Origin of the sequence: Anaerotignum faecicola (assembly GCA_024460105.1) — a bacterium.
Taxonomy (GTDB): Bacteria; Bacillota; Clostridia; order Lachnospirales; family Anaerotignaceae; genus JANFXS01.
This window is the reverse complement of sequence record JANFXS010000006.1, coordinates 140,024-159,659: the sequence shown is the minus strand read 5'-3', so window position 1 is coordinate 159,659 and position 19,636 is coordinate 140,024. Positions and strand designations below refer to the sequence as shown.

The 19,636-nt window shown below is 38.3% G+C and carries 27 protein-coding genes; 4 read left to right on the top strand and 23 right to left on the bottom strand.

Annotated elements, in window-relative coordinates:
* Nucleotides 1-2: 2 nt before the first annotated feature.
* The 11 genes from NE664_10920 to NE664_10870 form a co-directional block, all read right to left on the bottom strand.
* Nucleotides 3-644: a recombinase family protein gene (locus NE664_10920; protein MCQ4727154.1), complete on the bottom strand. Its 642-nt coding sequence runs from the start codon at nt 642-644 to the stop codon at nt 3-5.
* The gene (locus tag NE664_10915) at nt 641-841 is read right to left on the bottom strand and encodes a hypothetical protein (GenBank protein MCQ4727153.1); all 201 of its coding nucleotides are present in this window, start codon (nt 839-841) and stop codon (nt 641-643) included. The genes NE664_10920 and NE664_10915 overlap by 4 nt, the downstream gene beginning before the upstream one ends.
* 176 nt (nt 842-1,017) lie before the next feature.
* Entirely contained in the window at nt 1,018-1,422 is a 405-nt protein-coding gene (locus tag NE664_10910) for an HNH endonuclease (protein ID MCQ4727152.1), read from the bottom strand.
* Nucleotides 1,397-1,678 carry a hypothetical protein gene (locus NE664_10905; GenBank protein MCQ4727151.1) on the bottom strand — a complete coding sequence of 94 codons (282 nt, stop codon included), beginning with the start codon at nt 1,676-1,678 and terminating at the stop codon, nt 1,397-1,399. Before NE664_10905 ends, NE664_10910 begins: the two co-directional genes overlap by 26 nt.
* Nucleotides 1,679-1,937: 259 nt before the next feature.
* Nucleotides 1,938-2,621: a hypothetical protein gene (locus tag NE664_10900; protein ID MCQ4727150.1), complete on the bottom strand. Its 684-nt coding sequence runs from the start codon at nt 2,619-2,621 to the stop codon at nt 1,938-1,940.
* On the bottom strand, nt 2,614-2,745 hold the full coding sequence (locus NE664_10895) for a hypothetical protein (GenBank protein MCQ4727149.1): 132 nt from the start codon (nt 2,743-2,745) through the stop codon (nt 2,614-2,616). Before NE664_10895 ends, NE664_10900 begins: the two co-directional genes overlap by 8 nt.
* A 2-nt stretch (nt 2,746-2,747) precedes the next feature.
* Complete coding sequence (locus NE664_10890) at nt 2,748-3,101, bottom strand: DUF5681 domain-containing protein (GenBank protein MCQ4727148.1); 354 nt, start codon at nt 3,099-3,101, stop codon at nt 2,748-2,750.
* Between the two features lie 16 nt (nt 3,102-3,117).
* Complete coding sequence (locus tag NE664_10885; protein ID MCQ4727147.1) at nt 3,118-3,327, bottom strand: hypothetical protein; 210 nt, start codon at nt 3,325-3,327, stop codon at nt 3,118-3,120.
* Between the two features lie 216 nt (nt 3,328-3,543).
* Nucleotides 3,544-4,536, bottom strand: a complete 993-nt coding sequence (locus tag NE664_10880) for a hypothetical protein (GenBank protein MCQ4727146.1) — start codon at nt 4,534-4,536, stop codon at nt 3,544-3,546.
* Nucleotides 4,537-4,538: 2 nt separating this feature from the next.
* Nucleotides 4,539-4,664: a hypothetical protein gene (locus tag NE664_10875; GenBank protein MCQ4727145.1), complete on the bottom strand. Its 126-nt coding sequence runs from the start codon at nt 4,662-4,664 to the stop codon at nt 4,539-4,541.
* Between the two features lie 23 nt (nt 4,665-4,687).
* The gene (locus NE664_10870; GenBank protein MCQ4727144.1) at nt 4,688-4,984 is read right to left on the bottom strand and encodes a PC4/YdbC family ssDNA-binding protein; all 297 of its coding nucleotides are present in this window, start codon (nt 4,982-4,984) and stop codon (nt 4,688-4,690) included.
* 699 nt (nt 4,985-5,683) lie between these two features.
* On the opposite strand from NE664_10870, the gene NE664_10865 reads away from it, so the two are divergent.
* Complete coding sequence (locus NE664_10865; protein ID MCQ4727143.1) at nt 5,684-6,262, top strand: RNA polymerase sigma factor; 579 nt, start codon at nt 5,684-5,686, stop codon at nt 6,260-6,262.
* Nucleotides 6,252-6,998: a hypothetical protein gene (locus NE664_10860; GenBank protein ID MCQ4727142.1), complete on the top strand. Its 747-nt coding sequence runs from the start codon at nt 6,252-6,254 to the stop codon at nt 6,996-6,998. The genes NE664_10865 and NE664_10860 overlap by 11 nt, the downstream gene beginning before the upstream one ends.
* A gap of 258 nt (nt 6,999-7,256) precedes the next feature.
* Here the strand turns inward: NE664_10860 and NE664_10855 are convergent, their stop codons facing one another.
* Nucleotides 7,257-8,129: an NAD(P)/FAD-dependent oxidoreductase gene (locus NE664_10855; GenBank protein ID MCQ4727141.1), complete on the bottom strand. Its 873-nt coding sequence runs from the start codon at nt 8,127-8,129 to the stop codon at nt 7,257-7,259.
* 75 nt (nt 8,130-8,204) lie between these two features.
* A complete protein-coding gene (locus NE664_10850; GenBank protein MCQ4727140.1) occupies nt 8,205-8,399 on the bottom strand; it encodes a hypothetical protein in 195 nt (64 codons plus the stop codon).
* Between the two features lie 178 nt (nt 8,400-8,577).
* Here NE664_10850 and coaBC point away from each other — a divergent pair, with 178 nt between their 5' ends.
* Nucleotides 8,578-9,771 carry a bifunctional phosphopantothenoylcysteine decarboxylase/phosphopantothenate--cysteine ligase CoaBC gene (coaBC, locus tag NE664_10845; GenBank protein ID MCQ4727139.1) on the top strand — a complete coding sequence of 398 codons (1,194 nt, stop codon included), beginning with the start codon at nt 8,578-8,580 and terminating at the stop codon, nt 9,769-9,771.
* Between the two features lie 31 nt (nt 9,772-9,802).
* Nucleotides 9,803-10,315: a C-GCAxxG-C-C family protein gene (locus tag NE664_10840; protein ID MCQ4727138.1), complete on the top strand. Its 513-nt coding sequence runs from the start codon at nt 9,803-9,805 to the stop codon at nt 10,313-10,315.
* 225 nt (nt 10,316-10,540) lie between these two features.
* On the opposite strand, the gene NE664_10835 is transcribed toward NE664_10840, so the two are convergent.
* The 10 genes from NE664_10835 to NE664_10790 form a co-directional block, all read right to left on the bottom strand.
* On the bottom strand, nt 10,541-10,888 hold the full coding sequence (locus NE664_10835) for a hypothetical protein (GenBank protein MCQ4727137.1): 348 nt from the start codon (nt 10,886-10,888) through the stop codon (nt 10,541-10,543).
* A gap of 4 nt (nt 10,889-10,892) precedes the next feature.
* Nucleotides 10,893-12,110: an ABC transporter permease gene (locus NE664_10830; protein ID MCQ4727136.1), complete on the bottom strand. Its 1,218-nt coding sequence runs from the start codon at nt 12,108-12,110 to the stop codon at nt 10,893-10,895.
* Between the two features lie 2 nt (nt 12,111-12,112).
* A complete protein-coding gene (locus NE664_10825; protein MCQ4727135.1) occupies nt 12,113-12,784 on the bottom strand; it encodes an ABC transporter ATP-binding protein in 672 nt (223 codons plus the stop codon).
* Nucleotides 12,785-12,794: 10 nt separating this feature from the next.
* The gene (locus NE664_10820) at nt 12,795-14,120 is read right to left on the bottom strand and encodes an efflux RND transporter periplasmic adaptor subunit (GenBank protein MCQ4727134.1); all 1,326 of its coding nucleotides are present in this window, start codon (nt 14,118-14,120) and stop codon (nt 12,795-12,797) included.
* Between the two features lie 241 nt (nt 14,121-14,361).
* Nucleotides 14,362-15,183: a 3-methyl-2-oxobutanoate hydroxymethyltransferase gene (gene panB, locus NE664_10815; protein ID MCQ4727133.1), complete on the bottom strand. Its 822-nt coding sequence runs from the start codon at nt 15,181-15,183 to the stop codon at nt 14,362-14,364.
* A gap of 123 nt (nt 15,184-15,306) precedes the next feature.
* Entirely contained in the window at nt 15,307-15,987 is a 681-nt protein-coding gene (locus tag NE664_10810) for a FadR family transcriptional regulator (protein ID MCQ4727132.1), read from the bottom strand.
* A gap of 70 nt (nt 15,988-16,057) precedes the next feature.
* Nucleotides 16,058-17,299, bottom strand: a complete 1,242-nt coding sequence (locus NE664_10805) for a HAMP domain-containing histidine kinase (protein ID MCQ4727131.1) — start codon at nt 17,297-17,299, stop codon at nt 16,058-16,060.
* Nucleotides 17,292-17,981, bottom strand: a complete 690-nt coding sequence (locus tag NE664_10800) for a response regulator transcription factor (protein MCQ4727130.1) — start codon at nt 17,979-17,981, stop codon at nt 17,292-17,294. Before NE664_10800 ends, NE664_10805 begins: the two co-directional genes overlap by 8 nt.
* Nucleotides 17,982-18,036: 55 nt before the next feature.
* The gene (locus tag NE664_10795; GenBank protein MCQ4727129.1) at nt 18,037-18,390 is read right to left on the bottom strand and encodes a hypothetical protein; all 354 of its coding nucleotides are present in this window, start codon (nt 18,388-18,390) and stop codon (nt 18,037-18,039) included.
* A 263-nt stretch (nt 18,391-18,653) separates the two neighbouring features.
* On the bottom strand, nt 18,654-19,529 hold the full coding sequence (locus NE664_10790; GenBank protein MCQ4727128.1) for a copper amine oxidase N-terminal domain-containing protein: 876 nt from the start codon (nt 19,527-19,529) through the stop codon (nt 18,654-18,656).
* Nucleotides 19,530-19,636 lie beyond the last annotated feature (107 nt).

The window sequence follows — 19,636 nt, the reverse complement described above, 5'->3', positions numbered from 1 at the left end:
TCTTAACACCCTTTCTCAATTTGATTTTTATAACGATAGAAAGTAGGCTTCGTCATACCTAATTCTTTCATCAGTTCAAATGGTTTCTTTTCCCCTTGCTGTACTAAGCGATAGTGGGTAGCAAATTCTTCAAGGTCCATAACTCTTGGTCTGCCATAATCGTCCCATTCTCCACGAGCCTTTTTCTGCTCAATGCCTTCTCGTTGTCTTTTCTCTTTTTTCTCAATTTCAGCCTGTGCCATGCTTGCATACAACTCAATCATCATATTATTGATAGTCTCTAACATCATACGAGCCATTGAGTTTTCCATAGCTGACAGGTCAATCAATGTTGTGGGTAATTCTAACACCATAACACGAATACCGTTGTCCTTAAAGAATCGTAATTCCTTTAGCGTGGCTTCCTTGTTTCGTCCTAATCGGTCAAGCTCTGTGACGATCAGCACATCACCACTTTCAAGAATTTCATCTTTCAGCATTGTGTAGCGTGGTCGGTTGAAGTTCTTTCCTGTCTGTTGGTCTGTGTAGACCTTGCCCTTATACAGAGAAATTGCATTATCAGTACAATACTTGGTGAGTTCTGCAATTCCTCTGTCTAAGTGCTGGTCCTTTGTGCTTGTCCTGTGATAAGCAACATATTTCATTCCGACACCCCCTTATCGTATAAATCACAGTTGCCACCATCAATAACGGTAGAGGGCTTTTCTTCGTACATCTCACATTTAGAAACATTGCATGGCATATTCGTATCGTCATATTTATATAGGCAATCCGTACACACCAAATCTGCGTTTCTGATGAGTTCAAACTTTAGCTTGTCATTCTTAAACTTATCGTTCATCTGAACACCTCATTTCTTTGTCGAACACCTGTTCGTTTCTGATTTAATCATATCAGGTAAGTCTCAAAAAGTACACACTCTTCGTGAGAATAATCAAAAGTTTTTACGCATACTTTCTGATACTCATTTGAGGTTTCATTTGCATGGTTTCAAAAAGTATAAATTCTGATACCACATCAACAAGCGGCCATTGCTCGCTGTTTTGCTCTGTATCTTTTCATGGATTTACTGATTCGTGCGTTACGAGTGCCATAGCTTGAATTTTCCTTATTTGTCATAAGTTCCAGATTGTCAATGCAGTTATTTGCTTTGTTCTCGTCCTTATGATTGATTTGCATACCCTCTGGAATTGCCCCTTTATGTGCCATGTAAACTAACCTGTGAACTCTCATGTGCTTTTTGATACCCTCATCATTACACACATCAACTTGTTTATATCCTCTTTGTGTATATCCTTGCGGTAAAATCCTATCACGCTTTAGGCTGTAAACCTGTCCGTCAGTAGAAATAAGATATTTTGAAAATCCCTTTGCCTGTCCCCATTCGACATTGTTTTTATGCTGTGTTGCTGTCTCCGTCATTGCTCTCAACCTCCGTTTCGCCGGTATTGAGAAACTCAATGAATTTATCTACATTCACAAGAAACTTATTACCGGACTTTATATGCACGATTTTGTTCTGTTTGCACATCAACCAAAGTGCTTTATATGAAATACCAGATTCATCTGCAAGAGTCTGTAAAGGCACCATACGAGGGATGCGTACATCTGATACAATAAAGTTAAACTCCTGCTCTGGTAAAGTGTTCGTATTGTTTGCATTATTCTTCTTTGCCATTTTGTATTCTCCCTTTCGATTAGGGACACGAATACAAATTCATCTGAACTATTGTATTGTTGTCCATATTTTTGTGTTTGCTCCGTCTGGACAACTGGACTATTCTTTAGTGACCGATTTATTTTATTCTCAATTTTATGTTTATCCCCAGAGGTTCTCTGTTGACTTCTGGTGAACTTTTATCCTATACCATAGGAATACATTACCTTATGACTTCTGATTCAATCTGGATTATCCTGTGTTATTCTGGGATTATCCTTTATGCTGTCGCTTCGTTTGGACTCCATGCAGAAGGCTTCTTAAACGCATTGACCTGTTTTTCAATGTTTCTAAGATGAAAGCCCTGCATATACACAGAAGCAAGTCCCTGTTCAGCCTCTTTCAATTCAGATTCTTTCAATCTGTCAAAAGCCTGTTCAGCAGAAGATTTACTACCCTCAAAAGCACGCTCCCTAATCTTTGCAGATACCATATCAGCATAAGCGGGATATTTAAGCAGTTCCAGAACAGCCTTGCTACCGACAACACCAGAATTGATAGAATCCGTCAAAACCTTAGTAATACGGTTTGCATGGTTGCTGTTCATTACCTTAGGCATCTGAGACATAAGCTGAAGTGCTTTGCTCTGTACTGCCTGTGTATCGTCCTTTTCATTTGCATAGTCATAACCACGATTGCGGATTTCCTCAACCCTGTTATTCATACGGTCATACACAAAAGCATTTTCAGCAACCATATCGTGAAGTTTGCCCTGGAGCTTTTCATAGATTTCATTTACCATGTTCTTATCAACACGCTTATACACAGAAATAAAATCTCTTGTACTTGCAACCAGAATACGCACATCATCAATGGTCTTTGCTTTTCTGATCTGTTCAAGCAGTTTATTGTAGTTCTCAATGATAGTCAGTCCGTTGTTTGCAACAGTGTTGATTTTAGCCATTTTCTTCTTCCTCCCATTTTTCATTTTCGTCTGACACAATCACAAATCCTTGCTCTTTGTAAAATAGGTCATACGCACCTTGCGTTACCTCTGTGGTAACTGTTCCGTTTGTAATCTTAACCATAGTTATTCGTCCTCATTTTCATCTGGGGCATTGTTCCATTCATCTTCCCAGTCGTCTTCGTCCCAGTCCTCGTTTTCTTTACCGTATGGAACAATCCTAATCACAGTAGGAGCAGTATCTTCTGTACCGTCTAAAAGAAAAGCAGTATTTGCACCATAAGCCTTGTCAATGATGTACTTACAAGCATTGAATCGGTCCTTGTTGTATCTGTCACTGGCAATCTGAATTATGCTTTGCAGAGCTTCAACGGTAGAAGATTTAAGCAATCTTTGAAATTGCTCCTTTTGTGATTTCTGCTCTGCGGTTTGCTTAGGTCTGCCCTTTGGATTACCGCTTTGTCCTTTAGCATAAGGCATAGAAAATCACTCCTTCCTACATATCATAGATGTTCACGCTCCTTGTTGTAGGATTCCAGTTCTCTATGAATTTCTGTTTTACTTTATCCTGTGTGAGATGAGATAAAATCTCCTGTTTTTCCTGTATCTCTGCTTTGAGAGATTCAATCAGCATATTATAGGCTTGCTTGCCTGTGCTTGGTTTGTGCTTCAATGTAATATCTGCTGATATGCGTTCTACCTGCATTAGTGAACACCCCCTTATTGTAAATGTACTGTTATCTGTTTGTATCTCTGTCCCATATAATTATGGACAAGATTTGATTTTTGCAATTTGCTCAAATGCTTTGTGAAACACCTTTTACACCCCAATGAATAGTGGTTTATGCTCAATTTATGAGATTTTCAGTTTTTCAAGTTTGGGGTCGCAGGGTAACATCGAATGTTACTTTTCAGACCTGTTTTATCCTAAAGAGTTGTGCATGAGTTTGAGCGTTCTAAGCACATCTTCTGGAAAACCCATATTTTTCTCTCGATAAAATGAAACAATGCGTTTTGAACTATCAGGCTGTTTCTTAAATACATACCACTTCTTTAATGCCTTGCGTAATACCTCGGTATCTACAATGAGTTCCTTACACTTAATCAAGGTTTCGCTTACTTCCTTTCGTGGAGTAGAGCAAGTTAAACTTTCAAATATCTCTTGCACACAGGCATTCAGCATAGGGGTAATATTCTTTTTGCATATTTCATCAAATGTCACTTGATACTGGTCAATCAGCGTTTTGATTGCTTTTCTCGTAAGAATATCCTCTAATGATTTCTTGGTTGAATACATACGGTCAAGCATTCTGTCTAAGAATACCAATTCCACACGAATCAGATTTGACTCAACTTTAAGATTGCCTGCTTGTCTTTGCTGAAAGGTTTTGTCATACACCTTTAACACCCATTCATGGGGCTTGGTTGTTGTGATTCCTCGTTCTGGTTTCCTGTGTGTTTTTCCGTTTGGGTCGGTTTCCTTATAAACAGTAACCTTTGCAAATGACCTCTCAAACAATCTAATCACATCCTTTGGCTTACAATCCCCAACGCATTTTATCGTTAGATTGCATTCCATTTTTGTGACACTCATCATTGAAAGAAATTCATCCGAATACTTATCCTTTAAGTGCTTTTGCAGATATGACCTCATGTGCTCAATGACTTGGTTTCTTACCAATTCGATTTTGATACAATCAGATAGTTGAAATGGCTGCACATTGTTTGGCCTGATTGCATTAGGCAAATTCACATAAGCAGACAGTTTGCCACCCCAACAAGATATTTTCATTATGTCATTTCCAGATTCATTCGTGAGATTTTCCTCTGGAAGATTTATGCTCTCTAAGCCTTTTATTGTAAGTTGCAGTTGAAAATTCATTCCGTCTGCACCTTGTAGTTTCTTCGTTCCCATTTTCACACCTCACCCATTGCTTTCTTTATATCTTTAATCAGTGAAGCGGTTTCCTTAATGATTTCCTCAATTAAAGCAATGTAGCTTTCTGCATAATAGTTTCTTTCGTCATTCCTTGCTCCGTTCATATTCAATACCTCACATTCTTTGCTCACATATATTCATCAATGCAATTCACATCAATGCTGTTCAAGATTTCCCTTAACTTGATAAACTCTTCCTTAGAGAAAGTGATACCACGCAAAGGATATTGCAATCCGTCTCTGTCAGATACTCGCCACGCTCTAATATCAAACACAGGCTTTTTGTCGTTCCACTTTACAATCGACACTTCCTTTGAGAATCCACGAAAGCCCACCATGATAGTGTCAATATGTTCCTTTACTTCGTACTCGGTAACCTTACCAGCATTACACGCAAATTCATGCTTATTTGTTGTGTTATCCATTTTCCTTGTTCCTTTCATTTGCTATTTGATTTTGGGCAACAAAAAAGAGAAGCCAGTTAAACCTCGTCTAAAGGTAACTTTGCTTCTCTAAGCATTCAAAATATTAAATTAACTGGTCTTTTCCGACCTGTATATATTATACCACATTATTTTCTGAAAGTACATAGGTAAAATAAACTTTTTTTCCTTATTTTTCCGAATGTTTTCTTGAGGTCCTTTTTATATATAATCCCCAGATTAACCAGATTGACCCCAGATTGATTTTAATGGATTAACCTATATTTTATATATCCTATTCCTAAAAGTCAATTCTGGATTATCTGTGAACTTCTGATGATACCCCTTAAATAAACAGTAATACAATAGTATAAAGTTGTTATGGCTATCCACAAAATACAAAGAAAATTAAGGGCAAATAAACTGAAACTCATTTGTTCAGTTTTGCATTGTGTAGTATGAGCAGTAATTGTCATAAAAGCCTTTAACTGCAATACTTTGTTGACCTTTTCTACCTTGCAAAAAGTAAAACTCAATGCTATGCTTTTGCTATATTGCTTGTGATGTCAGTATTATGCTTGCTGAACAAATAAGCACAATCCATTAAAAATTTAACTTTAAGTCCGTAAAATAAAACCTTTTTATATTATAATCGCTCTATATATCAGATGCATCTAAAAAAGAAAAAAAGGAGGCTTTCCATTGACAACGGAAGAAACCGCGGAACTGGTTAAAAGCGTTCAGTCCGGAAACGAAAACGCTTTTGACATGTTGTTTTCCGCATATCAACTAAAAGCGGTGCGCACTGCCGCCCTTATAACAGGCGACGCTTCCTTAGCAGAAGATATTGTTCAGGAAGCCTTTGTCAAATGCCTTTTAAATATCAAATCATTAAAAACTCCTGAAAAATTCAAACCATGGTTTTTTCGGATGCTTACAAGATGCGCATGGCACGCATCAGACAAAAAAAAGCGTTTAATTCCTTCCGAGGAAATATTTGAAACTGCTGAAAGTACGCTTCCGCCTGTTTTTGACTGCTATCCTTCCGATAAAACCGCAGAATACGCTTCACTTTACAAAGCGATAGGCGCTCTTGGAAAAAAACAGCGCACAACAATAATTTTATACTATTTCAATGAATTTTCAATAAAAGAAATAGCCATTGCCACCTGTTCACTGGAGGCAACAGTGAAGTCAAGACTCTTTGCGGCTAAGGCTCAGCTTAGAAAAAGCCTGGAAAAGTGCAATCATAGTAAGGAGGAGTTAGCATATGAAAAATGAAAATCTTGATAGTGCCATAAAAAATGCATTGGAAGAAAAAGTTAAAAATATTCAGCCATCACCATTTATGATTGGCAAAATAAAAACTGCTGTTTCTGAAAAAAGAAGGGAGAAATCATATATGAAATTCTTACAAACAAAAAAATTAGCTGTAATCGGTATTTTATGTTTTGCAACTGTAACCTGTTTTGCAGCAGTTAAATTCAGCGGGGTTACGGGACACACTTCAATTAACATAAATAAAACGTCAGAAATTGATGAACATATAAGCGAACTCGGTTTCACCCCAAAATATGTCGAAGCCTTCGACAACGGGTTTGAATTTGAAAACGGCGGCACAGGCGAAACATACGGAAATGATGAAAACGGCGATCCTTCCGGCAACAAATACAAAACTTTAAGCCTCACATATAAAAATAAAGACGGCGACTGGGTGTCCCTCGGCATAGACGAAGGAAATCCATATGTTGATATGGGCGTCGAATATACGGAAGGATACTCCAGCCAGGTTTACAAATTTGTTCCTCCCGATTATACCCTTACCGAAGAGGACAAACAAGCTGAAGCCGACGGTTCACTTGTTATTTCATACGGTTCATCAGAAGTTGAAATTAATACAATGGAAAATTACATTTGGCAGGACGGAGGCCTTTACTACAGCTTAACCGCCTCGGACTGCAGCCTTGGCGAAAAAGAAATGGCCGAAATGGCACAACAGGTTAAAGAAAGCAAATAATTATAAAATAATCCATATCTTCTTTAACAAAAATTTCACCGCCAATTTGTTTAGTCAATAAAAAAACAGGCACATAAAAAGTTTTTATGTGCCTGTTTTTTTCATTGAAAAATTTCGCATATACTTTTTAATAAGTAAATGGCAAACTGTTTTCTTAATAAAAACATTATATTATCTGCATATAAATCACGAAATTCATATACAAGTTTAAGCTCTTTTTATTTTTCTAAATACCTTTTATAGCAAACATATCATATTCTAACGCCGCATCTCGCTTTTAACCGCTTTTGCCGCTTCGCTTCCGGCTATAGCGCCTTCATAAACCGCCTTTGCAATCTGCAACATACCTCCAGTGCAATCGCCGGCAGCATATACCAGTGGCACATTAGTTTCCATATGTTCGTTAACAGAAATCTTACTGCCGTTAAGCGCTACCCCAAGTTTCCTTGCAAGATCCCCGCTTCCGGCCACTCCGGCCGCTACGAACACACCGCAAACGTCAATTACCGAGCCGTCTTTAAAATGCACGCTTTCAACTTTTCCGTTGCCGTAAATTTCTTCAATCTCAAGCCTATTGACTTCTATGCCCTCCGGAACTTCAACTTCCATTTCTTTCCCGTCAGTCAGGATTGTAACGCTTTTTGCAACAGAAATAAGTTCAAGCGCCTCATGCACAGCATATTGTCCGTTACCTAACACCGCAAGGTTTTTACCGCGGAAAAAGAACCCGTCGCATACGGCACAGTAACTTACCCCCGAACCTTCAAATTCCTTTAGGCCTTTAACAGGAGGAGCCGTCCTTTGGCTTCCGGTTGCAATTACAATGCTCCTTGTTTCAAACTTACGTCCGGTTGTTGTAACTTCATACCCTGATTCCCGTCCAAAACCAATGCCTACAACCTCCTCCATCACAAAACCAACTCCAAGGGCTTTAGCTTGTTTAATTCCTTCATTAAATAGGAATTCGCCTGTTACGGGAGATGAAAAACCATAGTAGTTTTCTATTTTATGGGCCTTTTTTAGAGCAGTTTTACCAGTTCCAACAACAGTAACTTCTACGCCCGCCCTTGCAGCATATATAGCGGCCGAAATTCCGGCCGGCCCGCAGCCTATAACAGTTATGCCAACCATACGCACTACCCCCTTTTTACATTATATTACTTCCGTTTTAACAATATAATTCATTAAAATCAAAAACTAAGTTAATTAACCACCTGTAACCATTGCATTGTATACAATCTGTACGCCGTAAACTATGCAAAATATCATTATCATCCACCATATTGCCGTTTTAGGTTCTTTTTCATCCTTGTTAACACGCTCTTTTTTATATTTTTCTTTTTTGCCGCTTGCTATGTCAATTTTATAATTTTGCAAATCCCTGAAATCATTATCGTTCAAGCAAATCACCATCCTTATCATTTAACTATATTGTATTAAAAACCGCTAAAAAAGTCAAATGAACATACTTTTAAACAAATAATGCATAAAACGGCTTGCTTTAGTAGAAGAAAACGTATATATTTGATATAATCAGCATATAGGCAAATATTTATTCAATCAAAACGAGGTGTATACTATGCTTACAGGCAAAACAGTTGCAGTAGGAGTAACAGGCGGAATTGCCGCATACAAAATGGCAAACTGCGTAAGCATGCTGAAAAAGCTTAACGCAGACGTACATGTTATCATGACAAAAAACGCCGTCAATTTTATTAACCCTATTACATTTGAAACATTGACAGGCAATAAATGTCTTGTAGATACATTCGATAGAAATTTCCAATTTCACGTAGCCCATGTATCGTTGGGGAAAAAAGCCGACGTTATGCTTATAGCTCCGGCAAGCGCAGATGTTATAGGAAAACTTGCAAACGGTATAGCTGACGATATGCTTACAACAAGCGCCCTAGCCATGAGATGCAGGATTATAGTTGCCCCTGCTATGAATACGGCTATGTACAACAACCCGATAGTGCAAGACAATATTAAAAAGCTGAAACAATATAATTTTGAAATTATAAAGCCCGACAGCGGCTATCTTGCCTGCGGCGATACCGGCGACGGCAAAATGCCTTCAGAAGAAATATTGGTCGACTATATTAAACGCGAAATTATGTATCCGAAGGATATGAAAGGCCTTAAAGTTATAGTAAGCGCCGGCCCCACACAGGAAGCCATAGATCCGGTACGGTACATAAGCAATCATTCCACCGGGAAAATGGGATATGAAATAGCTTCCGCCGCCGCATACAGAGGAGCGGACGTGACCCTTGTAAGCGGCAGAACAAACCTGAAGGCGCCGGACTATATTAAAGTTATAAATGTTACAAGCGCCGTTGAAATGTTTGAGGCGTTTAAAGAAAAATACGCCGAAAACGATATAATAATCAAATCAGCCGCTGTTGCGGATTACCGGCCTAAAAATGCCGCCAGTGAAAAAATCAAGAAAAAAGACACAGATATGACTCTTGAGCTTGAAAGGAACCCCGATATAATAAAATATATAGGTGAAAACAGGAGAAACGGCCAGTTTATATGCGGTTTTTCAATGGAAACCGAAAATATGCTTGAAAACTCAAGACAAAAGCTCTTAAAGAAAAACATAGACATGATTGTTGCAAATAACCTTAAACAGTCAGGAGCAGGATTCGGAGGAAATACAAACGTAGTTACTATAATAACTAAAGACAGCGAAAAACAGCTTGAATTAATGAGCAAAGCTGAAGTTGCCAACTGCCTGCTGAATGAAATACTTGAAAGGATTAAATAAAAATAACAATAAATTTAAGGAGGAGTACAATATGCCAGATCAAAACCTTTCACAAAAACTTTATGACACAGCATATAAATATGAGGAGAATAACGGCGGATGCTGTCAATGCGTACTGGGTTCCGTCAAAACCAACATCGGAAATATAAGCGACAATTTATTTCAGGCTGCCACAGCAATGGCCGGCGGCGTCGCCGCTTCCGGCAACACTTGCGGAGCATGCACAGGAGCTATACTTGCGTTAGGCGCTTTTAAAGGCCGCGATTGGAATAATTTTTCAACAACGGAGGGAAACGACGTCAAAAATGAAATGACAATGGTTTCCAGGAAAATACTTGAAAAGTTTGAAAAAGAATTCGGTTCCTTCAAATGTTCGGAAATACAGGAAAAGCTTTACGGCAAAAGCTATAAAATGTATGTGCCTGAGGAAAAGGCCGCTTTCCTTGAAGCCGGCGGCCACGGACCAAACGGATGCACCCGCGTTGTTGCAACAGCCGCAAAATGGGTAGGTGAAATACTCGAAGAAGAAGGTCTTTTGAAATAGTGTTCCTACATATAATTAAAAATTATAATTTTATCTAAAAATCAATATTCGTTTTAAATATTATTTTCCAGCCGCAAATAGAAAGTAAATATACATACAAATACATCTTTTGCTAAGCCAAGCTTATAACAATATGATTCCTTAACAAAAACCCCTTTAAATATATAAATTTAAAGGAGTTTTTCTATTTTATAAGTTTATAAGCATATGTATGGTTGCATAAATTTAATCACATGTTATGTAATAATCAGCAACAATTCCATTTTCAAAGACAATTACAAGCCATTCGCTGTCTATACTAATCAGCCCCCTTTCAGGCCCAAGCCAGTAAACCATATTGTTATCCTCTTTGAAATATGCATCTTGCGTTTCGTCGCCAAGCAATGATATAATTTCTTTTTTGGTCATTCCATGCAAATCATATTTTTCAAGCATATCGTCAACCATATCAACTCTTATATCGCTGTTAAGCCACTTCTCAACCGTAAAAGTATGTTTATATTCATGCAGTACAAAAACCACTGCTGCCGCTGCAATTATAAAAAACACTTTAATTTTTTTAATGTTTTTCACCCTCTTATTCATATCTAAGAGCTGTTATAGGATCTGCCTTTGCGGCTTTACTTGCAGGATACAAACCAAAGAATATGCCTACAACGGCAGAAAATCCAACGGCCATTAACACAACGCCCGGATTAACGACAACGCCAATCCCAACAACCATACCGCCGACGGCTACAACGCCAACGCCGAGGGCAGTGCCAATAATGCCGCCCGCCGCAGATATTAAGGCGCTTTCCACAAGAAACTGAAGCATTATATCCTCCGTACGCGCCCCAAGAGCTTTTCTTATGCCTATTTCCCTTGTTCTTTCGGTTACAGACACAAGCATTATATTCATAATCCCTATGCCGCCTACAACAAGCGAAATAGCGGCAATAGCGCCGACTATCATGGAAAGTGTTCCCATCATGCTGTCCATCATTCCCATTTCCTCTTGGGCAGTATGATACACAACATTTTCAATAGGTACATTCTTGGCCTTTGATATATACCTAGTAAGCTTCTCTTTAAAAACATCAGCCGAAATATTATCGGAATACATAGTATAAACCTGCCAGTACAGGGAATCTCCTTGTGAAAAAATTGTTGTTTCCGGCACATATGTTGTTGCGCGTGCACTCCCGCCGCCGCTCATAAGTTTCATAAGAGCGGAATCTGTGTTTTCGTAAATCCCTGTGACAGTTAAATCATAAACTTCATTATTTATTGTTGTTCTTAACGTTTTGCCAACGGCATTTTCTGTGCCAAACATTTCTTTAGCCGTATCTTTTTCTATTATGATATATGGCCGGGCATTTATTATGTCAAGGTTGCTGAACATTTTTCCGTAAATAATTTTAAGATCTTTATATGACGACGGATTCTCCGCCAAACCATAAATATATGCATCAATGTTTTTTCTTCCAGATGTCAGCTTTGTTGAAGCGCCATCGCAAGCGCTTATATATTCAATATCATCACCGAACACTTCTTTTATATCTTTAATATCATCCAAACTAAAATTCATGCTGTCTGTATAATATCCATCCGGGCTCATAATATATGTATAACCGAGGTTTGTTCCGATATTTTTATATTCATCGGCTATAACGCTTCTCATTGTCTGTCCCATAGACACAATGGCAATGACTGAACTTATGCCTATAATCATTCCGAGCATAGTCAGGAAAGAACGCATTTTATTTGCCCTTATAGCAGAAAACGCCAGTTTTATATTTTCAAAAATAAGCATTATTATACGTCCCTCCTTTTGTCATCGATTATCTGCCCATCCCTGAAACGTATAACCCTTTTTGTAAACTCGGCTATATCGTCCTCGTGCGTAACAACAATTACAGTAACTCCTTCTTTATTAAGCTGTGTAAAAAGCTCCATTATTTCGACAGAACTTGCCGTGTCTAGGTTTCCCGTAGGTTCGTCCGCCAAAAGTATAGACGGCTTGTTTGCAAGGGCTCTTGCAATAGCAATCCTTTGTTTCTGCCCGCCTGAAATTTCATTCGGCATATGGTTTATCCTTGCCCCAAGGCCAACCTTTTCCAAAAGTTCCACAGCTCTTTTTCGCCTTTCACTGCTGCCAACTTTTGCATATATCATGGGAAGTTCAACATTTTTAATTGCCGTAGTACGCGGGATCAGATTAAAAGACTGAAAAACAAACCCTATCTTTTTATTCCTGATATACGAAAGCTGACGCTGCGACTGCTTTGATATATCAATGCCGTCAAGTTCATAGAGGCCTCCGCTCGGCTTATCGAGACAGCCGAGTATATTCATTAAAGTCGATTTTCCCGATCCCGACTGTCCCATTATAGCGACATACTCCCCTTCTTCTATAGTTAAATTTATATCTTTAAGGGCATGGACCTGAATTGCGCCGGTATCATAATATTTTTCCAGATGCGATATTTTAATTATCTCATTCACTTACGATCACACTCATTCCGTCTGTTAAGTCTGGAGTTGGGCTAAGTACGATCCTGTCGTTTTCCTGAACCTTATCGCTGATGATCTCAATATCAAGCACAGACTCAACTCCCAGTTCAACCGGCACCTTTTCCAGCGTATTATCTTCTTTTATTTTTATAACTGCATATGTACCGTCATTATTGTCAAATATTGCCTCAATCGGAACCACAATCGCGCCTTCCGATTTTGCAACCTGAACTTTTGCCGTTGCGTTAATACCGGCTATTAGGCCGCTTTCATTACCATCAACATCAATTTGTATAGGTATAAATCTTTCGCTTGTTCCGCTTTTTTCTTCCCCTGTAGGAGAAATCCTTGAAACCGAACCTTTTACAGTTTTATCTCCGAGTATGTCCGCTCCGATTGTTACATTTTGCCCAACGGCTATTTTCCCTATATCGTACTCGCTTACATCCACATCCATTTTAAGAACGTCTATATTTTCTATAGTAAACATAGGCACGTTGTCTGTATTTCCGACCTCGTCTGCGAATCGGCCTACTTTAGCATTAACCCTTGTAACTGTGCCGTCAATAGAACTCTTAATTTTGCAGTCCTCTAAATCCTGCATTTTTCTTTCAAGTTCCTTCTCTGCAATTTCAATACTTTTAGCTGTTGAAGCGGCGGTTGTGTTTACGCCTGAATTTTTTAAATCGTCAAGCTGCGCCTGTGTTGCGACAACCTTTCCGTTTTCTACAGTAAATGCGTCCACAGCCCGTTGAGCCTGGCTCAGTTTTGTTTCGGCCGCTTCAAAGTTTGCCTTTGTTTCGCCGCCGCCTTCGTAAAGGCTTTTGATCCTGTCATATTCTTTTTGCGCTTCTTCAAGTGTTTCCAATGCGCCTTCATATTCTCTTTGCGAATCTTCCAAAGTTTTGTTCAGCTTTATTTCCGCATTATTATAATCGTCGCTTATTTTCGCATTGGTTTCATTATACTGAATTCTTAAAAGTTCAAGATTATCCCTCAATTTTTCTATTTCCTCTTCAAGGTCTTTGGGGTCAAGCTCCGCTATTACCTGCCCGGCTTTTACCCTGTCGCCCTCTTTTACATATATAGACGTTATCTCATAATGCAGCCTGGAAACAACGTCTATACTTTCCGTTCCTTCCAAAGGGGCTTTAAGCGTTAAAAGTTCTTCAATATCCTTTTTCTGTGCAGTCCCCGCTAAGACCTGCACGCCTGTTTCCTTGTTTGAATTCATGCCTGCAAACGCCTTTATACCGACGGCGGCAACGGCTAACAAAGCTACTGCAATAACAATTTTTTTCTTTTTCACTTTTATCGCACCTCGTTTTTTATAAATGTTTTTTTATGATATTTGTATTATAAAATACAATTCTTACAAAAAAGTTGATATTCTTCTTACAAATTGCCTTTTTTTAATTAATAATTTTAAAAATAAGAAAACTGCCGCTCGTATTCTCATGCTTTGCCGCTCTTTTCTGCAATAAAAAAACATATATGCGTAAACGGATTAAATTTATACCGTTCACACATATATGTCTGAAATCAGCCTTTTATTTATCTAAGCCTTCAACCTTTGCATTGTATGAATATTCAGGAGTCGGGAATGTGCCTTCAGCCACTTCCTTATGATATTCATTAAATGCCTCAAGCATCTGAGGGCCAAGATTTGCATACTTCTTGGCAAATTTTGGAACCCACTCGTTATATCCGAGCATATCGTGCATAACAAGCGCCTGGGCTTCACATTCTTTTCCTGCTCCAATTCCAATAATAGGGATATTAATGTTATCTCTTATGTATTTTGTTACGGAAACAGGAACGCCTTCCACCATAACCATAAATGCCCCGGCTGCTTCTATAGCTTTCGCATCTTCAAGAAGCGATTCCACAGCTTCCATGCTCTTGCCCTGTACTTTGAAACCGCCCATCATACTCGAAGTCTGCGGAGTAAGGCCAATATGCCCGCATACAGGTATACCGGCTTCAACAATGCCCTTTATAACTGCCGCAGACCTTTTGCCGCCTTCAAGCTTTATAGCATCGCAGCCTATCTCCATAAATAAACGGTTTGCGCTTGCAACGCCCTGTTCAACCGACACATTATAAGAACCGAAAGGCATGTCGCCGATAATAAAAGTAGTCGGAGCCCCTCTTCTAACCGTTTTGCCGTGATGTATAATATCATCAACCGTAACTCCCACAGTTCCATCATAACCAAGCATAGTCATTCCCATTGAGTCGCCGATTAAAATCATTTCAATATCGCTTTTTTCAACAATAGTTGCCGATGTATAGTCATAGCATGTAATAAGCGTTATTTTTCGTCCGTTTGTTTTTGTTTCCATAATTTCCGGCACTGTAATTTTTCTCATTATCGAATTCCCCTTTCTCTTTGAACGCGGCTTTTTAAAAGCTTGACAGCAAAAGCCATGTAATATTTACAGGTAAATTATAACAGGATTGTTGTCCGCTGTCAATAAGTTGTCCAACATTATTTAATTCTTTCCCCATGGTTTCGACGCATGCACCATATGAAGACGCATGGCGTTCCTTGCACCCTCAGCGTCGCGGTTTTCCATAAAATCCATAATAAGCCGATGATCCTTTAAAGTATTGATCCTTATATATTCATCGTGCTGAGTTTTTACCACGCCAAGGTACACCGCTTGAAGAAGAACCGGTATAAGCCTGTTCATAAAAGAATTATGGGTTGCCTTTGCAATAGCTTTGTGAAATTCTATTTCTTCATCAACCCTATCTTCATCATCCCGTATTTTTTGTTCTAGTTTTTCACCAAGAGCCAATATATTTTTAATCTCACTTTCAGTTGCCCTCAGCGTAGCATAATATGCCGACTCGGGCTCTATTACCATTCTCATCTCAAAAACTTCCTGAACGCTTGAAGTTTCAGTTGTTAAAGCAGAAAATGCGTCGCCCTTCCTCTTTCCGAAATCATTCCTTACAAAAGTGCCTTTCCCACGTTTTATTTCAAGCACATTTCTTGTAACGAGTATCCTGTTGGCCTCCCTCAATGTCGAACGATTTATATTCAGCTCTTTTGAAAAATCATTTTCATTCGGAAGCTTGTCCCCCGGTTTAAAGCGGTTTTCAACGGCTATCATTGAATATATATCGTCTGCAATCATTTCCGATAAAGTTTTTGACAAATATACCACCTCTAATTATACTTATGAACTATGTTTAATTAGATAGTATCACATTTGTGCGATTATCTGCAAATTATTTTTACATTTCATTGCTGCCGTTCCCATTTTCAATTCCCAACGGAAAACCAAGCGTAAATGTTGTTCCTTCATTTTCACTGCTTTTAACTTTAATTGTGCCGCCGTCCTTTTCGATTATGGCTTTAACTATTGAAAGCCCCAATCCTGCCCCGCTAATTTTCCTGTTCCTTGATTTATCGACACGGTACAGAGGTTCAAATATGTTTTCAATCTCTTTTTCAGGTATTCCTATCCCTGTATCCTCTATAGTTATAAAAACTTTGCCTTCTTCCGTATAGCAGCTTAAAATCACTTTTCCGTTATTTCTGTTATATTTAACTGCATTCTCCGCAACATTAAAAACTGCTCTGTATATCAGTCTCCTGTTTCCGTAAAAACTTATTTCATACGGCTCATTCCGGGTTATAATTGATACATTCTTACTTTTAGTTTTATATAAAAGTTCGGTTCTTATTTCATTGAAAAGTTCACATATATTAATAGCGTCTTTTGCGCTTTCATCATTTACATCTGTTAAACGAAGCAGATCATCCACAAGATTAATCAGCCTGTCCACGGCTTTTCCGGTAGTTTCTATCGTTTCCCTGTAATCTTCGTTCGTCGGGTTTTCGTCTATATTAAGCACCTGAATGGCAGCTTTTATCGTTGCAAGCGGCGTTTTAAGCTCGTGCGCCGCGTTGACGGAAAACTGTTTCTGTTTAGCAAACGACTCGTCAAGCCTGTCCATCATATTATTAAAAGAAACTGCCAAACTTCCTACTTCGTCATTTGCATATATATCATTTATCCTCATTGACATGTTGGATTGATTTATCCCGCTTATTGTTTTGCTTAACGACGTTATGGGCTTTAACGCCCTGCCGATAACAAAATATGACGCCGCCGTCCCTAAAACTATAATGACGGCCATGTAAATAAAGCTGTTAAGTTTAAACCTTTGTTTTTCAATAGCAATCGTTATAGGTTTCATTTCAACAAAAGGCTGGCTTTGCCCGTCATTTTCCGGTGATACAAAGTCTGTTCCCGTTATTGAAACAGATCTTTCAACATCCGTTTCTGCCTCTTCGCTGAAACTATCAGCCGCCTCCGACGTATCAAAGCTGATAACGGCGGAATCCGCCATCAGCGCCCATGTGCCGTTGGCATTATATATTGAAGTTACGGTTAAAATAATTGAAACAGCCGCAATTACAGCGGCCGTTATTAAAGTAAGCCTAAGTTTCAAAGACAAATTTTTAAACACTTTTATCCTCCGGATCCTTTATAATATAACCTTGCCCTCTGATATTTTTAATCAAATCTGATGATGCCGACGCTTCATTAAGCTTCTTTTTTAACGAATATATATGGAACTTAAAAGCATTTGAAAAAAGATCTGCGTCGCTTTCCCAAACATGCTCAATTATTTTTTCCGCACTTAGGATTCTGTTTTTATTCAACATCAAATATTCCAAAATAGAATATTCTTTCTTAGTAAGCTTTATCTGATTTCCGGATATTTCAACAGTCTTTTTTGCCATGTCTAGGCATATTTCCCCACATTTTAATACATTTTCTTTTAAAACAAAATCCCGTCGTAAAAGTGAACGTACACGGGCCGAAAGTTCCATAAAATCAAACGGCTTAACCAAATAGTCGTTTGCTCCGCTGTCAAGACCCAAAACCCGTTCCTCTACAGAACTTCTTGCTGACAATATAAGAACTTTTGTTTTATTGTCATTTTCTCTGATCCTGCTTAAAACATCGATCCCATCAATAACCGGGAGATTTAAGTCAAGTATTATCAAATCATATTCGTTAGTTTCATAATAAAAACATGCTTCTTCCCCATCAAAAGCAGTATCAACCGCATATCCGAGTTTTCTCAAACCTTTTGAAACTACGTTTGAAAGCAATGTTTCATCTTCAACAAGAAGTATTTTCATTAGTTGACCCCCGTAGACATTTTAAAACTCCGGCCTTTCGGCCGGAGCATATAAATCATTCTGCTTTTTCTATAACCTGCATCTTGCTGTATTCGGCAGAGCCGCCTTCAAGTTCGTTAATATCAACTATCTTTGCCATAGCTTTAACGCTTCCGCCTTCCGCCGCTCCGTCCTCTTTTAATTCAAACTGGACTTCATAATCGCCGTTTTCCAACGGGATTAAATTAATAAAGCTTATTTTATCAGCATCAATAACTCCGTCCTTCGTTGCTATCGTAATAACTGCCGCTTCTGTTGTTTCAGCCGCTATGTTGGCCATATCCGTTTCTTTGTCGGCTGCAAACGCAACTCCTGTAAATGATGATAAAACTGCCGCTCCTGTTAAAATTCCCGCTAATAATTTTTTCATATTAAATTCCTCCATGTAATAATGATTTTATTTTTAAACCTGACGTCTTAGGTTATGGTCAAATTATAAAAAAACATAAGTTAGATTACAGTTAGATTTTTAAAATATGAAAAAATTTTTGTCCGTTAAAAAACGCATACTATATATGTTTTTAAAGATTTAAAATGCGGCATATTCCAAATAATCCGTTTAAATTACAAATTCTTAGGCATGTGCTTTTAAGCGCGACCTTTCGCCTGAAGCATGAAATAAATATATTTTCTTCATCCTGCAAACGCCAAAGCTCCAGGCGACAATGGATTAAATTTGCTTATAACCATTAACTGGCCGTTATAAAAAGTATACACATCCCCTGTATACTTATCAACCCAAAAGTCATATACAACCGGTATCACATAATATCTGTCGTTTTCCCTGGATACCTCCAAGCCTTCTATAATGTCATACCAATAATCACCGTCTTTATTGTCCCCCCTTTTATCCGGCGTATATTCTCCATACCTGTTTTCATATGCGGTAATAAGCTGCTGTTTTACAATTTTAACGCTCTGATCGCTTGTTATCGGATTCAAGCTTTCACTATATCCGCTCACCATAATATGACGTATCCTTGGTATTATATAAGTTGTTTCTAAATATTTTCCGTCGGAATATTCAATATTAACTCCCAACGCTTCCGAGATAAATCTCACCGGTACATATGTAAAATCTTCAAAAATAACAGGCGGTTCGTCCATCAAAACTTCCCTGTCGTTAATTTTTGCATGTTTATTTCCTATTTCCATTACAATAGTATCATTTCCGTTGCTTATTGATATTCTATTTGTTTCTAAATCCCATTTAACAACCGAATCAAAATATTCCGATATGATTCTTACAGGAACAAGCGTAGTTCCATGCCTGAATAGAACTTTTGCATCTTTAATCAAAGAGCCGTTAATAAATAAAGCGGTATAATTATCGTCTATAGCTTCTTCCGATCCATCTGCAAACTTAATATATCCGGTTTTTGTAGCGCTGTCGACAGCGGGCAGTATATTAATTCCGTCTGCATTTGTACTTCCAATACTTTCAGCCCCGAAAACATTCTGTATAAGCAGTATACTTGCCGCCAAAAATATTACCAATACCTTTTTCATATAAATACACTCCCTTCAAATTTATTATTTATGATAAGTTTATAACAGTACATTTCCAAAATCAATAATCTGTTGCAGACTAAATATAACAATATATAAATAAAAGC

Coding starts and splice junctions, on each gene's coding strand:
- NE664_10920 (MCQ4727154.1), bottom strand. CDS start 644: ATGAAATATGTTGCTTATCACAGGACAAGCACAAAGGACCAGCACTTA.
- NE664_10915 (MCQ4727153.1), bottom strand. CDS start 841: ATGAACGATAAGTTTAAGAATGACAAGCTAAAGTTTGAACTCATCAGA.
- NE664_10910 (MCQ4727152.1), bottom strand. CDS start 1,422: ATGACGGAGACAGCAACACAGCATAAAAACAATGTCGAATGGGGACAG.
- NE664_10905 (MCQ4727151.1), bottom strand. CDS start 1,678: ATGGCAAAGAAGAATAATGCAAACAATACGAACACTTTACCAGAGCAG.
- NE664_10900 (MCQ4727150.1), bottom strand. CDS start 2,621: ATGGCTAAAATCAACACTGTTGCAAACAACGGACTGACTATCATTGAG.
- NE664_10895 (MCQ4727149.1), bottom strand. CDS start 2,745: ATGGTTAAGATTACAAACGGAACAGTTACCACAGAGGTAACGCAAGGT.
- NE664_10890 (MCQ4727148.1), bottom strand. CDS start 3,101: ATGCCTTATGCTAAAGGACAAAGCGGTAATCCAAAGGGCAGACCTAAG.
- NE664_10885 (MCQ4727147.1), bottom strand. CDS start 3,327: ATGCAGGTAGAACGCATATCAGCAGATATTACATTGAAGCACAAACCA.
- NE664_10880 (MCQ4727146.1), bottom strand. CDS start 4,536: ATGGGAACGAAGAAACTACAAGGTGCAGACGGAATGAATTTTCAACTG.
- NE664_10875 (MCQ4727145.1), bottom strand. CDS start 4,664: ATGAACGGAGCAAGGAATGACGAAAGAAACTATTATGCAGAAAGCTAC.
- NE664_10870 (MCQ4727144.1), bottom strand. CDS start 4,984: ATGGATAACACAACAAATAAGCATGAATTTGCGTGTAATGCTGGTAAG.
- NE664_10860 (MCQ4727142.1), top strand. CDS start 6,252: ATGAAAAATGAAAATCTTGATAGTGCCATAAAAAATGCATTGGAAGAA.
- NE664_10855 (MCQ4727141.1), bottom strand. CDS start 8,129: ATGGTTGGCATAACTGTTATAGGCTGCGGGCCGGCCGGAATTTCGGCC.
- coaBC (MCQ4727139.1), top strand. CDS start 8,578: ATGCTTACAGGCAAAACAGTTGCAGTAGGAGTAACAGGCGGAATTGCC.
- NE664_10840 (MCQ4727138.1), top strand. CDS start 9,803: ATGCCAGATCAAAACCTTTCACAAAAACTTTATGACACAGCATATAAA.
- NE664_10830 (MCQ4727136.1), bottom strand. CDS start 12,110: ATGCTTATTTTTGAAAATATAAAACTGGCGTTTTCTGCTATAAGGGCA.
- panB (MCQ4727133.1), bottom strand. CDS start 15,183: ATGAGAAAAATTACAGTGCCGGAAATTATGGAAACAAAAACAAACGGA.
- NE664_10800 (MCQ4727130.1), bottom strand. CDS start 17,981: ATGAAAATACTTCTTGTTGAAGATGAAACATTGCTTTCAAACGTAGTT.
- NE664_10795 (MCQ4727129.1), bottom strand. CDS start 18,390: ATGAAAAAATTATTAGCGGGAATTTTAACAGGAGCGGCAGTTTTATCA.
- NE664_10790 (MCQ4727128.1), bottom strand. CDS start 19,529: ATGAAAAAGGTATTGGTAATATTTTTGGCGGCAAGTATACTGCTTATA.